This window comes from Bacillus sp. ISL-34, assembly GCF_018613325.1.
In the GTDB taxonomy this organism is placed as follows: Bacteria; Bacillota; Bacilli; order Bacillales; family DSM-1321; genus Peribacillus.
In genome coordinates, this window is the sequence record NZ_JAGGQJ010000004.1 from 266,949 (window position 1) to 285,201 (window position 18,253).

Consider the following 18,253-nt stretch of genomic DNA (forward strand, 5'->3'; position numbering starts at 1 on the left):
ATAATGTCATTATTTCATGGGATTTTTAAGCGGAGTGTTCAATTTCTCATGATATTTTCATATTTCTTCAGTAAACTAAGGGGTAGGTGGTGATGATCATGAATAAAAGAATTTTAATAATAGAAGATGAAGAAAAAATTGCGAGGGTTCTCCAGCTGGAACTTAATCATGAGGGTTATCAAACTGAATCGGCTTTTACCGGAAAGACAGGTCTGGAAAGGGCAGAAGCCGAAGAGTGGGATTTAATCTTATTGGATGTAATGCTGCCCGAGCTGAATGGCATAGAAGTACTTAGGCGTTACCGGAAAAAGAATGAATCGACACCAGTCATCCTCCTGACCGCAAGGGATGCTGTACCAGACAAAGTGAATGGCCTGGACCATGGTGCAAATGATTATGTAACGAAACCGTTTGAAATTGAAGAGCTGCTGGCACGGATCCGTGCTTGTTTTCGTACTAATGTACGGGAGAGCCAATCAGAAGGGGAAGTGGATGAACTAAAGATTCATGATCTGAAGTTGAACCTTGGAACAAGGGACATTCACAGGCAAGGCAAAAGGATTGAGCTGACTTCCCGCGAGTTCGATTTGCTGGTTTATCTTTTGCAAAATAAAAATCAAGTACTTTCGAGGGAGCAGATCCTGACCCATGTATGGGGATATGACTTTGCAGGCGATACGAATGTGGTTGATGTGTATATTCGTTATTTACGCAAAAAAATAGATTATCCGTTTGAGTTGCAGCTTATCCATACTTACCGCGGTGTAGGTTACAGCTTGAAGGAGCCAGTATGAAGATTCGGACGAAAATCCAATCGTATTCCAGTCTTTTTTTAAGCGTCATGCTTATATTGTTGAGTATCATCGTTTTAATCGCCTTTCTTTGGATATCTGTAGAGAGGGAACGGGATCTGCTTGAAGACCAAGCTTCATTAATCGAAGAAAATATCCTTACGAAAGATTTGATTTCCGGTGACTCCGATTTAATGGAGCCGTATATCCCGGACGATGGAATGGTGCGGATATTTGACACAGATGGAAGATTGGTAAAATCATTTACGGATGAAGAGGACCTTGAGGGGATGGCGGTTAAAGCCATTAATGAGAAAGGATATGATTTTACCAAAGCTGACGGGGAATATGTATTGACCTACCGTTACCCTTATCCCGATGAAGGAAAAAAGCTAGGGATGATCGAGGTCACACAGCCGCAGGATACCCTCCTTGATAATTTATCGACGCTTGCCCTCGTTTTAGGCGGTGCATCCCTTTTTGTCATTCTTTTATCCATTCTTGCCGGTAAATGGCTGGCCAATCTGATCCTTAAACCGATATCGATCATGAGCGGAACGATGAAGGATATTGAGAAAAGCGGAGAATTCAAACGGATACCGCTTACGGATCAATCAAAGGACGAGCTGCAGGTGATGGGAGTGGCATTCAACAGGATGATGGAAAGGCTGGAGCGGAATTATAACCAACAGCAGCAATTCCTTTCAGATGCTTCACATGAATTGAAAACACCGATTACGGTCATAGAAAGCTACTCCTCTCTATTGAAACGCTGGGGAATGAAGGATGAGGCGATCCAGGAAGAGGCAGTGGAGGCAATCCATCATGAAGCCGTCCGGATGAAAAAGCTGACGGAACATCTACTGCAGTCAGCTTCCCAAACGGAACCATCGGCAGATGTGGAAGGGAAAATAGAACTTATTTCGTTTTGTGAAGGGATTGCCCAAACATTCAGAAGGACGGGGAATCGAGAAATAAAGATAGAATCAGAGTTTAAGGAAATATATGCAATGACCATTTCCAGTAAGCTTGAACAGGTTATTGTCATCCTATTGGATAATGCAATGAAATATAGTGAATCAAGTATAAAGATCATGATAAAACGGCAGGATAATGAAATTCTCATTGGTGTGAAAGATCAAGGCGCAGGGATTCCACCAGAACATCTCCCACATGTATTTGAACGTTTTTATCGCGTGGATTCATCGAGGGCAAGGAAAACGGGAGGCAATGGACTCGGGCTTTCCATCGCCCGGAAGCTTGTAGAGTCATTCGACGGTAAATTGGAGATTCAAAGCGAAGTGGGAGAGGGAACGTTGGTGACGATCACTCTTTCTCATCAAATTCTAATCTAACGTTCATGTTCGTTTCATGAAGGATGCTTATTATTAAGGTAACAACTTAAAGGAGGAATTCATTCATGAAAAAACAGTGGAGTACGATCAAAGAAGGTATCATTCAAAAGAAAAAGGTAATAATGACGGTGTCCATAGCCTCTGTATTGCTTTTCGGCGGTGCAGCTGGAACGGCGGTATATGCAGTCAATAAGGGGAACCTATCCGAGGATGAGGCTGTCAAAATGATTTCAGAAAAACTAGGCGGGGAAGTTACTCAATTTGAAAAGGATTGGGACCAGCCGATGACCTATGAGATGACCGTTAAAACGAAAGAAGGCTATCAAGACGTTGACGTTGATGCTGAAAAAGGAGAGATTCTTTCTCAGGAGATGGAAGACGGTGACGATGAGGATATGAGCACACAACAAGCCGTGGAAACTGCAAAAGTCAGCAGTGATCAAGCTGAAAAGATTGCCTTGAAAGCAGTGGATGGTCAAGTAACGGATATGGAGCTGGATTCGGAGAATGGCACACTTGTGTACGAGCTGGAAATAAAACAAGGACAAAAGGAATATGATGTAGTGGTGGATGCCAACACGGGAAAAATATTGAAAAACCAGTTGGATGATTAATCAATATCTCATGTCGATAGTAATATGTGATAATTGAACTGAAATATATGAAAGGATTTGCCAAGTGGCAGATCCTTTTTTTAATAGCCATTATGAATCTAAAGCGAAATTAGGGGAAATGTAGAGGCGGATGGGTGGAAGAAACCACCATGTAGCTGACCATACTCTGAAATTAACTGCGGTTATAAAGGAATTAAAATGAAGAAACGCGAATAGAGGCAATAAGGAATTTTTTTCAATGGAGGATTGATTATGGGAAGTTTGGAAGAGGCACTGTCATTAAGGGGAAAGAAAGAATTCGAAAAATCCAATCGATTATTGATGGAGCTGGCAAAGCAAAACCCCGGCGATGCAGTCATACAGTATCATTGTGCCTGGAGTTTGGATATTCTCGGATTTGAGGTAAAGGCGGTGCCTTATTATGAAGCGGCACTCAAATTGGGTTTGCCAAAGGAGGATGAAAAAGGGGCCTTCCTAGGGTTGGGGAGCACATATCGAACCATAGGGGAATATGAAAAATCAAGACAGACATTGGAAACTGGGCTGGCGCAGTTTCCTGAGGATAAGGCTTTATTGGTATTCAGGGCCATGGCATTTTATAATTTGGGCCAACATGATCTTGCAATGGAGTCTCTATTGAAGATAATTGCCGAAACTTCTAAGGATCAAGAAATACAATCTTATGCCAAGGCCATAGAATTTTATAGTGATAAACTGGATAAAGTTTTCACATAATAGTGATCATCCCCAAACTATCCACAAAGCCTGTATAAAACAAGTCATTCCTACATATCCGAAATGAATTAATCAACAAAAATGACAGAAAATTTCTTGTGTTTAGCACTTTTACGGTTAAATGAATGTGGATAACCTCGGATTGTGGATAACTTTCCGGTGTTATTCACTACTTTTCCACAGGTAATCCACATATTCACCTTTTAATGATAATAAACACTGTTGTTTAAGTCTTCAGGAATTTTTTATTATAATGACTTAAGGCTAAAAGGGGGTAAATATAGCGATAGCTATGATAATGGATATACAAAAAATCTGCCATTCCCTGGCCTGCAGGATAATCATTGGTCCAGCTATCTTGTTGACCTGCACGGATGAGATAGGCAATGCCTTTTTCGATTTCGGCTGTCGGCTTTTCGGATGCAGATATCAACGCATCCACAGCCCAAGCTGTATGTGTCAGGGTACTTGCTCCGAGGGGGATATATCGTTGCTTGATATCACTGTAACAAGATTCACCCCAGCCACCATCTTCATTTTGAATTTTCTTCAACCAAGTTAAGGCTTTTTGGATGGATGGATGTCCAGTGGCTTGCCCCGCTGCCTTCATGCCGGTCAGTGCAGACCATGTGCCATATAGATAGCAGATGCCCCAGCGCCCATACCAGGAACCATCATGCTTCTGGTCCTCCAATAGCCAATCCACAGCTCTTTTACTGACTTCTTCCGGCTTCTTCATTTTTGTATAGTTCCCCAGGAATTCAAGCGTTCTTCCTGTCAGATCAGCGGTAGAAGGGTCAGTCAGGAGATATTTCGAACTCTCTATAGGAAGAAGGTGCAGCCATTTATGGTCGTTATTCCGTTCGAAGGCTGGAAATCCACCATCATCATTTTGCATAGATATCGTGAAAGAGACACCTCGCTGCCAACTGTCCCGATTATCCGGTTTTGCCTGCAGTTGCTTTGCCAGGGCCCGCAGTGAGGCAGTCGTATCATCGACATCAGGATTCATGGTATTGAAATCAGAGAACCCCCAGCCTCCTGGAATAGCGTTAGGATTATGAATCAGCCAATCTCCATACATATAATGCTGGCGTGACAGTAAGTACTGGTTGGCGTCCTTAACCGTTGGGTCATTGGAAGGTATGCCCGCTTCTTGAAGGGCGTAGCTTATTAAGGAGGTATTCCAAACATGGGGCGTCGTGAACTGGATATGTGTGTGTCCCTCAATGGAGCAGGCCATTCCCTTCAGACCGGCAACGGCCTTTAGAATCACTGGATCTCTTTTCGAATATCCAATTGAAAGGAGGGCAAAGATCATGAAAAAGGTAGAACCGAAATAATTGTACAGTGTCCCGTCTGGTTCCAGCCTGTCGAGCATGAACCTTTTCGTTGAATCCAAGGCTAAGGAATGCAAATAATCCGGATAACCAATCAAAGCTTTGACGCCTGTTTGAAGTTTGGAGAAAAAGGAACGATATTCCTCGGTGCGATACTCTTCCCACATATGCTCTTCGGATCGGTCCTCCCTTGTTTGAAATAAATTTTTTAGACTTGGCGTGTCCGGGGTCTTGATCTGAAACCTTTTATGACCAAGCAATAGCAATGGAATCATGTTGACCCGCCCATATACGGAAAGGTCATAAATGCTGACGAAAAAGGTCGGGGGCAGTAAGACTACTTCGAGAGGAATGGGGAATAGGCGCGGCCACTGATATTGTCCGGTGACAGTAAGCATCATTTTCGTTAACATTTTGGCCTGTTTGATGCCGCCCTTGGAAAGGATGAATTTTTTGGCTTTCCTCATATGGGGATCGTTCTTATTGCGGAGTCCGCTAAAAAGAAGGCCATAGTAAGCCTCAATCGTTACCGTAACATTGCCATCCTTCTCGTCTTGGAAAAGTTTCCATGAACCGTTATCCGTTTGCTTGCTTTCGATTCTTTTTACTAAAGCCTCTATAAGAGGAGCATCTTCCATATCTAAAATTTTTAATAATATGATCATATAGGCATCTGCCGTTATCCCGGTGTCAAAGGGATAATTCCACGAACCATCAGCGGATTGGTCTTGTTTCAAGCGATGAACAAGGCGATTGATTTCCAATTGTACATGTTGGTTCAATGACTTTCCTCCTCTTAAAACACATTTCCGTTTATATGTATATTCAAAACTTGTCGTTGCATTCAAGAAAGGAGGGAGGAAACTAAAAACGCTTTGGCAGCGAAAGCTGCCAAAGCGTCATTTTAGATACTATGCATCATTTAACGGGTAAGGAAGATGGCTGCATATAGCGGTAAATCGGAAGTTCTTTTCCTTTGTCAGCCGGGATGAAATTGAACGTCACATAGCTGTCTATGCCTTCAGGTTCTAGGGCAAGGGAGATGAAGTTGGCATCGGGCTGGGCCATGTCGAAAACAAAGCTTCCTTTTGGGAAATCCCGAGTTTTTGAAGTAACCGTGGTCGTGACTTCCCTTGTGGAGTGTCCGCTTTCCAGTTCAGCGGGAACTTTTAAATCCTTGACCCTATAGCTTTCAACAGCTACTTTCATAGGTTTTTTTAATTTTTTCACTTCCACTCCCAATAGCTGAAGTTTCTTGGCGATATTTTTATATTCAGGTGGAAGGATATAAGCTGTCGGACGATCTCTAACAAGGGTAGGGTAGGCATCGGTAGAATCCAGCCAATCGATGGAGGCATTGACCATTTTAGCTTTCGCTAAATCGACTACTGTCAATTTTTGATCCTTAACCAATTTATTTTCGCTGGTGATGACAATTTTGTCGTTATCATTTGCTTTTCGCCCTTTTTGCACGACTTCAGTTTCTGCCTGGTTAACGGCCTTTTTAATTTTACTGGCCTGATCAGCTGCCGTTTTGATGAATGCTGCCTGTGCTGTAGCTTGTGCAAAAACACGTCTCTTGAAATCCGTACGGCCGATATTGATTCCCCTTGTTTCAATTAAATAGGTCATTGTATTTTTCAAACCGAGGGCGTTTCGGCCAATCCGGGCTTCTGTGCTTCCTTCTGTGGCGGTAAGGACTCCATCATCAGAATTAGCCAGAGTATAGTAATCGTGATAGGAAAGCTTTTCTTTTTCCAATGTTTTAAAAACATTAGGCAAAAGCAGTTCATCGGAAGCTTTTCGAAGCTGTTCGGGAATATTTAAATTCTTGGCTGAGGAGATGAGTAAATCATAGGAAGCGATCGATCCATTTGCTCCCACCTTTTTCAGGGGAGCGGGATTCACTGTATATTCATGTACATCCAGAATGACTTCTGGTTCATAAACATCGATTGAATGATGAATCGTCTGTACTTCAGGATATTCCACTTTTAAGTAGTCCCTATTCGCATCCATGTCATTTGCGGTATATCGTTTGAAATAATAAGAGCCATCAGGATTCACGCGTGGAACGATGGCAACATTCACTTTATCGAGGACATCACCAAGCTTGCCTTCAGCCAGCCATTGTGCAAGGACTAATGTGGATTCACCTGAAGCGGGTTCATTGCCATGGATCTGACCTTGAATCCAAATCAATGGTTTATGGGAATTCTTACTCGGCCTTTTTGAATCCTTGCTGAAAAGAAGCATCGGGATGTCGCGTCCTTCTGTCGATTTACCTATTGTCTTGACCTGGGTGTTTTTGTTTTTATGGGAGAGGGAATTGATAAAATTCAACATTTCTTCCTGGCTCGTAAAGGCGATCTTGTTTTGTTTAAAGGCAGGGGTCTTGAAAGAAACATTAGGGTCAGGGAAAAGGTGGGAGAGGTTATCTGGTTGAATGTAGCTTGGACCATTTCCATAATAAGGGGTGAATTCTTCCGCTTCGGCTTTGGGGCCAGGCAATCCAGTGACAAGACCTAGTGTTACGACTGTTACGATGGTAGGAATGATTTTTTTCATGGACGTCCTCCTGTCTATCTTTTTCCATAAATTATCATGTTTTAAGCTATTTATACAGTAAAAACGTAGGAAATAGTGAAAAACAGGAAGTAACGACTAGATTAATGATTCCATGGCAAATTCGCAATTCCTTTTATTAGATGTTCATCACCTGTATTCTGTATAATTACAGGTGGAAAGTCAAATTGACACGGATCAAGCAATTGGCTTGGCCCGTATCATTTCAATTCATCATGTAACCGATTTAAAAGATCCTGTGAATCTTCGCCACTCATAATCTGGCCATTCACTTTCGCATAGGGGGTTTTCAAACAAAGTTTACACTCACTCAAACATTCATATTCCTTATATTGAATCCTTGGATTCGCTAAGAACTTGCCATAGTCGGCAACTGTTTGTTCATTAAGGAAGCGGTCAAGATTATTTTGGCAAAATTCAATCTGGATTTTCGCCTTTTTTGAGAACACTTTGGATAGCAAGTTTTTCATCATATCGCTTCTTTCATTAAAAGAGTAAATATTTGTTAGTTTGATTTTAGCACTTCCTGTAACGAAATGCATGATTGGTTCATCCCAATTCATTACAATCTGACTATCCGGAGTTTATCAAAGTAATTCCCTTGTATATATTGACACATGTCAAAGAAATGATAGAATAAGAATAACTGATATTGATAATGAATCTCATTATCACGAATGGAAAAACCTTGTAACTATTGCAACCTCATGATTTCCATTTCAATAGGTGACTTTGCGATAGTCTTTATTCAAATATATTTAATTACAAATATTATCGCTGTATTATCTGAGATAGGAAGAGTAGGAAATGTAGATGAAGATAAGATATTTAGTCATGGCGTTAATTGTTTTATCATTTACGTCATTATTCATTGGCGTAAAAGATATTACCCCCCTGGATTTATTGGATCTAAGTGATGATAAAGTGCAAATCATGCTGCAAAGCCGTTTCCCTAGAATGGTGACCATAGTCATTGCCGGTATCGTGATGAGTATAAGCGGTCTGATCATGCAGCAATTGAGCCGTAATAAATTTGTATCCCCGACGACTGCCGGAACCATGGATTCTGCAAGGCTTGGACTTCTTCTTGCCATTATCATTTTTCCATCGGCAGCACTTATTGAGAAAATGGCATTCGCTTTCATATTCGCTTTGGCAGGTACATTCTTGTTCATGAAAATTCTTGATCAAGTGAAATATAAGGATACGATTTTCATTCCATTGGTTGGTTTGATGTTTGGTAATATCGTCGGATCCATCTCGACTTTCTTTGCCTATAAATATGATTTGATTCAAAGCCTCAACACATGGATGAATGGGGACTTCTCGATGATCATGTCGGGAAGGTATGAACTTATATATGTAAGTATCCCTCTAGTCATTCTCGCATACTTCTTTGCCAATAAATTCACTGTGGCAGGGATGGGTGAGGAGTTTGCTATCAATCTAGGACTCAATTATAAGCTTATAGTCAATTTTGGATTGATCATCGTGGCATTATCCTCCACTGTCGTTTTGTTAACGGTGGGAACGATACCTTTCATAGGATTGATCGTACCAAATATTGTATCCCTTTACCTTGGTGACAATTTGAAAAAGAGTCTTTCTCATACAGCATTGCTAGGGGCAGTATTCCTATTGATCTGCGATATTCTGGGCAGGATCCTCATATATCCATTTGAAATCCCGATCGGACTCGTCGTTGGTGTCATAGGAAGCGCCGTATTTATCTATCTGATACTGAGGAGAAAGGCATATGAATAATAAAAGTAGGATCATTATATTGGCTGTTCTTGCAGCAGCTTTAACGGCAGGTTATATCTTTTGGGACCTTGGCCCGAATTGGGATTATGCACTGCCGAGAAGGGTTATAAAAATCATAGCCATCATCGTGGTTGGCTGTGCAATAGCTTTTTCAACAGTGATTTTCCAGACGGTCACGAATAATAAAATCCTGACACCAAGCATTTTAGGGTTGGACTCCATGTATATGCTGATCCAAACGGGAGTGATTTTCCTCTTCGGATCAACGCATATCATGATCATGAATAAAAATCTCAATTTCCTGATTACACTTGCGGCCATGCTTATTTTTTCCAGCCTGCTGTTCAAGTTCATGTTCAAGAAAAACCGTAATATTTACTTCCTATTGCTGATCGGTATCATCTTCGGAACCTTATTCGGCAGCATGTCTTCATTCATGCAGGTATTGATTGACCCGAATGAATTTCAAATCATTCAAAATAAAATGTTCGCCAGCTTCAATAATGTCAACACGGACCTGTTAACGTTAGCTATTATCCTCATGATAGCGGCAATGATATATTTCATGAGATTTTTGAAGTATTTAGATGTCATGTCCCTGGGGAGGGACCAAGCCATAAACTTGGGTGTGGATTATGATTTTGTCACGAAGCGGGTTTTAATCGTCGTTACGGTTTTAATCTCCATTTCGACTGCCCTGATCGGTCCGATCACGTTCCTCGGATTGCTGGTTGCAAATGTGGCTTATCAATTCATTAAGTCCTATCAGCATAAACATATCATCCCCGGTGCAATGCTGATCAGTGTGGTTGCCTTGGTCGGCGGCCAATTCATTGTGGAGAGGATATTTACGTTCACCACCACCTTAAGTGTCATCATCAACTTTGTCGGCGGTGTCTATTTCATCTATCTTCTATTAAAGGAGAATAAATCATGGTAGAAGTGAAAAATTTATTCAAAAAATATAATAGTAAAACGGTTGTCGAGGATGTTTCCATTGAAATTATGAAAGGGAAAATCACATCCTTCATCGGTCCCAATGGAGCCGGGAAAAGTACCGTCCTTTCGATGATCAGCCGTCTCATTACCCGGGATTCAGGAGAAGTCCTGATCGAGGGTAAGGATATGGGGAAGTTCAATAGCAATGAACTTGCGAAAAAGATTGCCATCTTAAAGCAGGCTAACCACATCAATATCCGTTTAACGATTCGTGAACTCGTCGCCTTTGGCCGTTTTCCTTATTCACAAGGCAAGCTGACTAAAGAGGATTGGAAATACGTCGATGAAGCGATTGAATATATGGAACTTGCCGACATGCAGGATAAGTTTCTTGACCAGCTTAGCGGCGGGCAGCAACAGCGGGCATTCATTGCCATGGTTATTGCTCAGAACACGGAGTATGTACTTCTTGATGAACCCCTGAACAATCTTGACATGAAGCATTCCGTCCAAATCATGAAGGTATTGAGGAGATTGGCCGATGAATTAGGCAAAACGGTCATTATCGTCATTCATGACATTAATTTTGCATCCTGTTATTCCGACTATATTGTCGCATTGAAGGATGGCAAGGTTGTTCACAATGGACCTACTGAACAAGTCATCAATTCCAATGTATTAAAGGAAATCTATGATATGGATATTGAAATCCAAAGCATCAATGACAATAAGATCTGTGTGTACTTCACGTAAGACAATTCCATTTGGTTTTAAATTACTTCAGTATTCGTAGCCGTCCCAGAAATCACCACATACGCTTCTTAGGCTGGTAAGAGTTGGCGGGCGCCCAAGATTATAGCCGCCTCCTGTTCATATGGCAGGGAAAGTGATGAAGGTGAATTCTGTGAAGGTGAGGACTCAATATGTAATTTTAAATAAAAAAATTTTTCGAGGTGACCATAATGATTAAGAAATTATCTTTATTTCTTTTGATTGCAATGCTGGCTGTAGTGGCTGTAGCTTGTGGATCAGATAAGGAAAAAGAAGAATCAAGCGCGAAAAAAGAAAGTGCTAAAAGCGAAGAAATTACGGTTAAGCACCAACTAGGCGAAACGAAAGTAAAAACCAACCCTGAAAAAGTCGTTGTATTCGATATGGGTGCTCTTGATACTCTTGATAAATTTGGTGTGGAAGTGGTAGCTGTCCCTCATGATGGCCTTCCAGAATACCTATCTAAATATGAAGGTACAACCGAAAATGCCGGCGGATTAAAAGAGCCTGACTTCGAAAAAATCAACGAGATTGCTCCTGACTTAATCCTTATTTCTGGCCGTCAATCTGAAGCATACAAAGAATTAAGCAAAATTGCCCCTACTGTTTTTGTGGGTGTGGATACAACAAAATATATGGAATCCTTTGAAGAAAACGTAACACTTTTGGGTAAGATCTTCGATAAAGAAGACGAAGCAGCTAAAGAATTGGCAAGTGTTGAAGAAAACATTAATGCTTTGAAAGAAAAAGCTCCAACTGACAAAACTGGTTTAATCGTTCTTGCCAGCGGTGGAAAAGTAAGTGCTTACGGACCGGATTCAAGATTTGGAATCATACATGATGTATTCGGAGTACCTGCAGTAGATGATAAATTGGAAGTATCGACACATGGTCAAAGTATTTCTTTCGAATACATTGCTGAAAAGAATCCTGACTACCTATTCGTTGTAGACAGAGATGCGGTTGCCGGTGATGGAGCTGCAGCAAAAGAAACTGTTGAAAATGACATTGTGAAAAATACAAAAGCATTTAAAGAAGGCAACATCATTTATCTAGACCCTAACTACTGGTACTTATCAGGCGGCGGTATAGAGTCTGTTAACGCTATGGTTAAAGAAGTTTCAGAAGGCATTAAGTAATATAAATATAGTTAAAGAAATCCTGTCCTCGATCGAGGGCAGGATTTTTTTATTTTTTATAATAAAGCTGGATGAAACAAATATACTAACAAAGGGGACGAAAAGAATTCACTTGTAAAGGTACCCATCAAAACACAGGTGAGCTTATAAGGCCCCCACAACCCAATTAAGGGGAATGGAAAAGGACAAGGCACATATTCGCGCCTCTTGCTGTTTACGGCTCATAGGAGCTGCTTTCGAAAGAATATGACCCTTCAGCCAATATGAAATAATTCAGTTTCTTCCTATTATAATATCAAAACAATGGATACTTGAGACTTTCCGGTTCCAGAAGGGGTTTTTAAATTGTAATTTAAGTGAATTTTGGTAAAACGAATCTTTTATGGAAGATAAAAATTATCTTCGAGAGTAAAAATATAAAAATAATATGATCATCATTTCAGGAAAATTATTCAAAAAAAGCTAATCAATTAAGCCGGAGAGGAATGATGTCGATATTACACGAAATCCAATTGTTAGTTTATGGGATTTTAAAGGGACAGGATGCAATAATATATTTGTCAAACTTTTGCAGGCTTGGATTTTGGATGGGGTACAAAAGTGCGGAGGAGAGATGAATCCATGTAACCGGCAATCCATTTTTAACTGTCGAATTATCGGGGAATAAATCCTGGAAATTTAAGATAGCCTCCAATAATTGAAGATTAATACCTTTACATATTTTGTAATGCACTGGTTTTTTTATAAAGAGTCGTTTATAATGGAAAAGGCTCAAGGACATGAAACTAAACAGTGACTGTCATCCGCAGTCACCCCAAAAATTACGGTAATATTTATTGGATTAAGACATGGAGTTCCTATATATTTATTATAGGTGCGCTGAACATTCGAGACGGGCGAAACTCTGTTATTTTTTCAAAGGCTTGTTCATAAGCTTAAGAAGTGTTCTGGATATAGGAGTTATGGATGTGACAAAAGGTGGTTTTCACAATCTTGACTATCCAAGTGAAAGAATGCTATTATAAGGTTTCCGATTTTCCGTCTTTTGTAAGTTTGTAAAAATTTATATAAATAAACCACTAGATTAATAGAGGTGAAAGCATGAATAATTTTCTTAAAAAAAGCCGGCATTTATTTGCAGATAACATACTAGGCTTTTTCTTTATTGCGGTAGTCTTGTTTTGGATAAAAACTTATATTGGATATCGAATTGAATTCAACTTAGGTCTTGAAAATGGCTTGCAACAGTTCTTGCTGTTCATTAACCCGATTAGTTCAGCCATTTTATTCTTTGGTCTGGCACTATTGGCTAGAGGCAAAAAATCGTTTAAATGGATCATCAGGTTGAACTTATTGATGTCACTATGGTTATTCTTCAATATTGTATACTACAGGTCATTTACCGATTTCATTACATTGCCAACCTTGACGCAAGTGCAAAATGCCGGGGATTTGGGACCGAGTATTTTAGAATTATTTAAAGGCCATGACGTATTTTATTTCCTTGATACGGTTCTTTTGATCGTGTTGTACAGATTCAAAGACTTTAAATTGGAAGACTTCAAAGTCAAACGCCGTACAGTCGGAATGGTTTACCTAGCGGGACTTGCAATTTTCGCAATTAATTTAGGACTTGCTGAAAAGGATCGCCCGCAATTATTATCAAGAACATTCGACCGGAACTATATCGTCAAATATTTGGGCATGTTCAACTATACGGTTTATGATGCCGTTCAGAATACTAAAACATACGCTCAGCGTGCGACTGCGAACAGCACGGATATCGCCGAGGTCGTCAACTATACGAAGGCAACAAGTGCTGAACCGAACCCGAAGTATTTTGGAGCAGCCAAAGGTAAGAATGTCATCTACCTGCATTTGGAATCGATGCAGAATTTCCTGATCGATTATAAGCTGAATGGGGAAGAAGTAACTCCATTTTTGAACTCACTTGCAGCAGATAAGTCAGATTTCATGCACTTTGATAATTTCTTCCATCAAGTGGGCCAAGGTAAAACGGCGGATGCCGAGTTCATGCTCGAAAATTCCCTGTTCGGTTTACCACAGGGGGCAGCATTCACAAACCGTTCCCAAAATACGTATCAAGCAGCACCTGCGATTTTAGGACAACAAGGATACACATCTGCTGTGTTCCATGGTAATTACAAATCTTTCTGGAACCGGGATAATATGTATAAGTCTCTTGGTTTTAATCAGTTCTTCGATGCAAACCATTATAATATGGAAAATAAAGAGGAAGTACTAAGTTATGGATTAATGGATAAGCCTTTCTTTAAGGAATCGATTCCAATGTTAGAAACGCTTAAACAGCCTTTCTATACAAAATTCATCACGGTATCACATCATTTCCCATATTCCATGGACCAGGAAAAAGCGACAATCGGTAAGCATACGACAGGCGATGCTTCCGTTGATAGTTACTTCCAAACTGCACGCTATGCCGATGAGGCGCTTAAAGAGTTTTTCGATTACCTGAAGGAATCAGGTCTATATGATAATTCGGTAATCGTTATGTATGGTGATCACTATGGTATTTCCGAAAACCATAAAGAAGCCATGTCAAAAGTGCTTGGCGAGGATGTTGGCGCATTTGAGAATGCCCAATTGCAACGTGTACCATTATTGATTCATGTTCCAGGTGTTGAAGGCGGGGAAATGCACCAATACGGAGGACAGATTGACCTTCTCCCGACTTTATTGCATCTGTTAGGAATTGAATCTAAAGATTATGTACAATTCGGTTCCGATTTATTGTCAAAAGATCATAATGAAGTAGTACCTTTCAGGAACGGTGATTTTGTAACACCGGATGTCACCTCCATAAAAGGTAAATACTACGATACTAAAACAGGAGAATTGGTCGAGGAAAATGATGACATCCTCAATTATAAAACGAGAGCTGAAACGATGCTCAATTTATCAGACCAAGTAGTGAATGGTGACTTACTCCGTTTCTATACTCCAAATGGTTTTAAACCGATAGACCCTACTGATTATGATTACACATATGATGAAGAGGCTTCAAAGGAAGATAAGCCCGATAAATAAGGCTAATGAAAAAACAGGCAGGAAGCCCTCGCTTCCTGCCTGTTTTTTATATGCGTTAGATCATTCCTTATTGGTCATCATGGCTATATATTTTCTTATTTCATCAGGCTTCCCCGCATATTGTTCAGCACGACGTTCATCTTTCATGAATTTATCCTTTGCTTTTATCAGGATTTCTTCGCCCAAGGCTTGCGGTACGACCACCACTCCATCCATGTCCCCTATGATGATGTCACCTGGAAATACGGTGACACCTCCACAGGAAATGGGGATATTGGTTTGGCCTACACCTGCCTTGCCGCTTGAGGCAACCGTCGTCCCTTTACTGAAAACAGGGAAATTCATTTCTTTAATTGCTTCAAGATCGCGAATGGCTCCATCGACAACGAGGCCGCCAACCTCCATGGTCTGCATCATGCCGACAACAAAGTCTCCAGCTATAGCCCGGTATGTATCACCCTTACTGTCAACGACTATTACATCCCCAGGTTTTGCTTCACCGATTGCTTTTAACACGGCTGAATTATCACCCACAGGCATCTGTACGGTCAAAGCTCGTCCTGCCAGACGAAATTCTTCCTTTAAGGGTTTAATGGATTCCAGATTGCTTAACCCTTCCATTGCATCAGAAATGGCCGTGGTGGGCAAATTCCTGAACTGTTGAATGAGAGTATCCATGATTATGATTCCTCCTTAAAAATAATGAATATAGCCTAATTATACACAAATTTTGTAATTTTCTAATAGTTTCATCTTTTGAAAAATGGTAATGTGGTGTAATCATTAAATGAAGGGGGAGGGAAGTTCTCTGTCACAAGGACTTCAAGGCATTTAATCAATCGATTGATTAAACTTTATATGTAATGGTTTTGAAGGGATTTGAAGCACCAATGGTAAAATCGAAGTGCGCGCATTAAACTGCTGTCTTAAACGGAAATCCCCATTATTTCAGATGAGTGAATATAGGGAGTAAATCATGTATCCCATTTATCATTGATAGAGTTTACTTGTGAGGCCCGTTGCCCGCTTGATTCCGTATATACTTCTATATGATAGTGTCACAAATGCTGTAGGCTTTTTCATATCCGATATGGCGTTTTGATAGCCATCCTGACTGACTCCAGACCATGTCGAGTCTCCATGGCAGGTCCCTTTCTGATGTTTGAATGATCAATGGATGGCCACCGCTCCGTGCAGGAACGGTCTTCTAAGGAAGAGAAGAATGTTGTTGTATATCCTCGGTGTTTTCCTGATCTGGATGTCGATTTTAGCTAAGAAAGCCATAACTCAACAAGCGTTGCTAAAGGTCACTAATGGGGCGCAACATTCTTCAAAGCAGGAGCAGAATCAAGACGGAGGTTGCCAATGTAAGCCAAAGGGGGCTGAAAACTTCTGGATGAATGATTAAAAAAATGATTCCTGCAATAGTGGCCGCCTGCTGTATGGTCATATGTCTGATGAAGTGTATTCCAGCTTTAAAACAGGCTTTAAGCAGAGGCATTTGATTCATTTTCATTCCTCCTTTTACTTCAATAATATGACCAGGCATAAAAGAAAATACATGGGGATTCGTTTTCTGCTCAATTATTACGGGTATAGTAAAGGTAAAATAAAAGGAGGAATCTAGGTGGTCATTGTATATATTAGTCTTGCCCTCTTTATCGGATCGATTATCTATTTAGCGTTTTTTGCTTTTAAAACATTTAAGGATTCCAAACCGACAATTGACAATGTGAATGAAACCGTTACACGCATCCAGGCCAAAACGGACCAGATTAAATCGGAGACGGATCAACTCGCCATGACACAGCAAGAAATCACTGAAGATGTTCAATATAAAAAAGAGGCCGTACAATATACGGTTGATGCGGCTAAAGAAATACCTGAACCCTTTAAAAATATTTGGTTTTCAATAAAAGGTGACAAGTGGAAGCTTAGAAACAGAAGCGATGCATAAGTGTTTGACCGATTTGAAATGTACATGATATAGTATGGAAATAATAAGTTTCTAGGGTTCCTCGGTTGAATTTTACCGGAATGGTCCAAGAGAAACGCGCAGGAATCTGCGTACACGGAGGGAAAAAAGCCCGGGAGGTTATGATTTATGACCTTTCGGGCTTTTTCTGTAATTGGAGGGAAAAAAGATGGCTTGGATTCAATTGGTGATTGCAGGATTATTTGAAGTGGTATGGGCGACAAGTTTAAAGTATACCGAGGGTTTTACGAAATTATTACCTTCCATCATAACGATTGCTGGTATGGTTATTAGTTTTTATTTTTTATCATCGGCGATAAAAACCTTGCCTATGGGAACAGCGTATGCAATTTGGACCGGAATAGGGGCTCTTGGAGCTGTTCTGGTAGGAATCATCGTATTTAACGAGCCTAAGGATGCGATGCGTTTGGTATTCGTCGGTTTAATTTTGGTGGGGATTATCGGCTTGAAGGTCACTTCTTCTGAATAATCCATGCACTCCTCGCGAATAGTAATGTTAAACGATTTTAGAGGAGTGAAGAATATGAATTATAAAGCGATAGTATCAAGTGCGATGATGGCTTTAGTGATTACAGGTTGTTCACCTAATGATAATGAAGGTGCCAGTGAAAATCTTGGCCTGAATCGTACCCATCAAGATAATTTAGATAATCCGATGAATGTAAGCGACACAAGACAAAATGCTAATAATAACAATAATGCTAATAATAACAACAATAATGATAATGGCATAAACGATATGAGGGTCTCCGAGGATATCTCAAATCGAGTCGAAGCCATGAACGAAGTAAGTAACGCAAGAGTCATCGTCACTGATAATAATGCTTATGTAGGGGCAGTATTAAAAGATGGCGGGGATAAGGATATCTCGAATGACCTTAAAGAAAGGGTTGCTGATACAGTAAGGGGAGCCGATCCATCGGTAGACCAGGTTTATGTGTCTACAAACCCGGACTTTGTTCAAAGAATGGATGGGTATGCGAATGATATCGAGAATGGAAAACCTGTTGCAGGATTCGCTGAAGAGTTCCGTGAACTTGTAACACGAATTTTTCCAAGCCCAAGGTAATCAATAAAGAATTAAGACGTTAAGACTTATCCGGTTGATTCCGGATAGGTCTTTTCCTATTGTAAGAACTGATTCAAACGGGAAC

General features: G+C 40.5%; 17 protein-coding genes and 1 riboswitch. Of the genes, 12 read left to right on the forward strand and 5 right to left on the reverse strand.

The annotated features are described in order from the left end of the window. The first annotated feature begins 98 nt into the window (after positions 1-98). From J7E52_RS05075 to J7E52_RS05090, 4 genes are all read left to right on the forward strand, one after another. Complete coding sequence (locus J7E52_RS05075; protein WP_214743958.1) at positions 99-794, forward strand: response regulator transcription factor; 696 nt, start codon at positions 99-101, stop codon at positions 792-794. After that, positions 791-2,146, forward strand: coding sequence for a sensor histidine kinase (locus J7E52_RS05080; RefSeq protein ID WP_214743959.1), 1,356 nt, complete (start codon positions 791-793; stop codon positions 2,144-2,146). Before J7E52_RS05075 ends, J7E52_RS05080 begins: the two co-directional genes overlap by 4 nt. Before the next feature lie 65 nt (positions 2,147-2,211). Then, positions 2,212-2,760, forward strand: coding sequence for a PepSY domain-containing protein (locus J7E52_RS05085; RefSeq protein WP_214743960.1), 549 nt, complete (start codon positions 2,212-2,214; stop codon positions 2,758-2,760). 252 nt (positions 2,761-3,012) lie between these two features. Continuing rightward, the gene (locus tag J7E52_RS05090; protein ID WP_286197458.1) at positions 3,013-3,495 is read left to right on the forward strand and encodes a tetratricopeptide repeat protein; all 483 of its coding nucleotides are present in this window, start codon (positions 3,013-3,015) and stop codon (positions 3,493-3,495) included. A gap of 226 nt (positions 3,496-3,721) precedes the next feature. Here the strand turns inward: J7E52_RS05090 and shc are convergent, their stop codons facing one another. The 3 genes from shc to J7E52_RS05105 form a co-directional block, all read right to left on the reverse strand. After that, positions 3,722-5,617, reverse strand: coding sequence for a squalene--hopene cyclase (gene shc / locus J7E52_RS05095; RefSeq protein ID WP_214743961.1), 1,896 nt, complete (start codon positions 5,615-5,617; stop codon positions 3,722-3,724). A 136-nt stretch (positions 5,618-5,753) separates the two neighbouring features. Beyond that, a complete protein-coding gene (locus J7E52_RS05100; protein WP_214743962.1) occupies positions 5,754-7,403 on the reverse strand; it encodes a M14 family metallopeptidase in 1,650 nt (549 codons plus the stop codon). A 218-nt stretch (positions 7,404-7,621) separates the two neighbouring features. Then, the gene (locus tag J7E52_RS05105) at positions 7,622-7,963 is read right to left on the reverse strand and encodes a DUF1450 domain-containing protein (RefSeq protein WP_214743963.1); all 342 of its coding nucleotides are present in this window, start codon (positions 7,961-7,963) and stop codon (positions 7,622-7,624) included. A gap of 271 nt (positions 7,964-8,234) precedes the next feature. Here J7E52_RS05105 and J7E52_RS05110 point away from each other — a divergent pair, with 271 nt between their 5' ends. The 5 genes from J7E52_RS05110 to ltaS all read left to right on the forward strand — a co-directional run bounded on the left by J7E52_RS05110 (position 8,235) and on the right by ltaS (position 15,103). Beyond that, positions 8,235-9,185, forward strand: coding sequence for an ABC transporter permease (locus J7E52_RS05110; protein ID WP_076368205.1), 951 nt, complete (start codon positions 8,235-8,237; stop codon positions 9,183-9,185). Further along, a complete protein-coding gene (locus tag J7E52_RS05115) occupies positions 9,178-10,125 on the forward strand; it encodes an iron chelate uptake ABC transporter family permease subunit (protein WP_214743964.1) in 948 nt (315 codons plus the stop codon). The genes J7E52_RS05110 and J7E52_RS05115 overlap by 8 nt, the downstream gene beginning before the upstream one ends. Then, complete coding sequence (locus J7E52_RS05120; protein ID WP_137016601.1) at positions 10,119-10,877, forward strand: iron ABC transporter ATP-binding protein; 759 nt, start codon at positions 10,119-10,121, stop codon at positions 10,875-10,877. Before J7E52_RS05115 ends, J7E52_RS05120 begins: the two co-directional genes overlap by 7 nt. A gap of 212 nt (positions 10,878-11,089) precedes the next feature. Continuing rightward, positions 11,090-12,034 (forward strand): siderophore ABC transporter substrate-binding protein, encoded by a 945-nt coding sequence (locus J7E52_RS05125; RefSeq protein ID WP_214744125.1) that lies wholly within the window; start codon positions 11,090-11,092, stop codon positions 12,032-12,034. Between the two features lie 1,101 nt (positions 12,035-13,135). Next, positions 13,136-15,103: a lipoteichoic acid synthase gene (gene ltaS, locus J7E52_RS05130; protein ID WP_214743965.1), complete on the forward strand. Its 1,968-nt coding sequence runs from the start codon at positions 13,136-13,138 to the stop codon at positions 15,101-15,103. A 60-nt stretch (positions 15,104-15,163) separates the two neighbouring features. Here the strand turns inward: ltaS and J7E52_RS05135 are convergent, their stop codons facing one another. Together J7E52_RS05135 and J7E52_RS05140 are read right to left on the reverse strand one after the other, a co-directional pair. Then, positions 15,164-15,781: an RraA family protein gene (locus J7E52_RS05135; protein ID WP_214743966.1), complete on the reverse strand. Its 618-nt coding sequence runs from the start codon at positions 15,779-15,781 to the stop codon at positions 15,164-15,166. Between the two features lie 652 nt (positions 15,782-16,433). After that, complete coding sequence (locus J7E52_RS05140) at positions 16,434-16,613, reverse strand: hypothetical protein (protein ID WP_034310080.1); 180 nt, start codon at positions 16,611-16,613, stop codon at positions 16,434-16,436. 117 nt (positions 16,614-16,730) lie between these two features. Here J7E52_RS05140 and J7E52_RS05145 point away from each other — a divergent pair, with 117 nt between their 5' ends. The 3 genes from J7E52_RS05145 (at position 16,731) to J7E52_RS05155 (ending at position 18,168) form a co-directional block, all read left to right on the forward strand. Beyond that, positions 16,731-17,060, forward strand: coding sequence for a DUF948 domain-containing protein (locus J7E52_RS05145; protein ID WP_214743967.1), 330 nt, complete (start codon positions 16,731-16,733; stop codon positions 17,058-17,060). Between the two features lie 40 nt (positions 17,061-17,100). Then, a riboswitch (guanidine-I (ykkC/yxkD leader) is annotated at positions 17,101-17,199 on the forward strand. A 48-nt stretch (positions 17,200-17,247) separates the two neighbouring features. Beyond that, entirely contained in the window at positions 17,248-17,568 is a 321-nt protein-coding gene (sugE, locus tag J7E52_RS05150) for a quaternary ammonium compound efflux SMR transporter SugE (protein ID WP_098371657.1), read from the forward strand. A gap of 54 nt (positions 17,569-17,622) precedes the next feature. Further along, positions 17,623-18,168 carry a YhcN/YlaJ family sporulation lipoprotein gene (locus J7E52_RS05155; protein WP_214743968.1) on the forward strand — a complete coding sequence of 182 codons (546 nt, stop codon included), beginning with the start codon at positions 17,623-17,625 and terminating at the stop codon, positions 18,166-18,168. Positions 18,169-18,253: the final 85 nt, after the last annotated feature.

Excerpts from the sequence above, each read along its gene's own strand:
- J7E52_RS05120 (WP_137016601.1), top strand. The coding sequence starts at position 10,119 with ATGGTAGAAGTGAAAAATTTATTCAAAAAATATAATAGTAAAACGGTT.
- J7E52_RS05115 (WP_214743964.1), top strand. The coding sequence starts at position 9,178 with ATGAATAATAAAAGTAGGATCATTATATTGGCTGTTCTTGCAGCAGCT.
- J7E52_RS05140 (WP_034310080.1), bottom strand. The coding sequence starts at position 16,613 with ATGAATCAAATGCCTCTGCTTAAAGCCTGTTTTAAAGCTGGAATACAC.
- J7E52_RS05135 (WP_214743966.1), bottom strand. The coding sequence starts at position 15,781 with ATGGATACTCTCATTCAACAGTTCAGGAATTTGCCCACCACGGCCATT.
- J7E52_RS05075 (WP_214743958.1), top strand. The coding sequence starts at position 99 with ATGAATAAAAGAATTTTAATAATAGAAGATGAAGAAAAAATTGCGAGG.
- J7E52_RS05080 (WP_214743959.1), top strand. The coding sequence starts at position 791 with ATGAAGATTCGGACGAAAATCCAATCGTATTCCAGTCTTTTTTTAAGC.
- J7E52_RS05155 (WP_214743968.1), top strand. The coding sequence starts at position 17,623 with ATGAATTATAAAGCGATAGTATCAAGTGCGATGATGGCTTTAGTGATT.
- J7E52_RS05090 (WP_286197458.1), top strand. The coding sequence starts at position 3,013 with ATGGGAAGTTTGGAAGAGGCACTGTCATTAAGGGGAAAGAAAGAATTC.
- J7E52_RS05110 (WP_076368205.1), top strand. The coding sequence starts at position 8,235 with ATGAAGATAAGATATTTAGTCATGGCGTTAATTGTTTTATCATTTACG.
- J7E52_RS05105 (WP_214743963.1), bottom strand. The coding sequence starts at position 7,963 with ATGCATTTCGTTACAGGAAGTGCTAAAATCAAACTAACAAATATTTAC.
- J7E52_RS05085 (WP_214743960.1), top strand. The coding sequence starts at position 2,212 with ATGAAAAAACAGTGGAGTACGATCAAAGAAGGTATCATTCAAAAGAAA.
- ltaS (WP_214743965.1), top strand. The coding sequence starts at position 13,136 with ATGAATAATTTTCTTAAAAAAAGCCGGCATTTATTTGCAGATAACATA.
- J7E52_RS05100 (WP_214743962.1), bottom strand. The coding sequence starts at position 7,403 with ATGAAAAAAATCATTCCTACCATCGTAACAGTCGTAACACTAGGTCTT.
- sugE (WP_098371657.1), top strand. The coding sequence starts at position 17,248 with ATGGCTTGGATTCAATTGGTGATTGCAGGATTATTTGAAGTGGTATGG.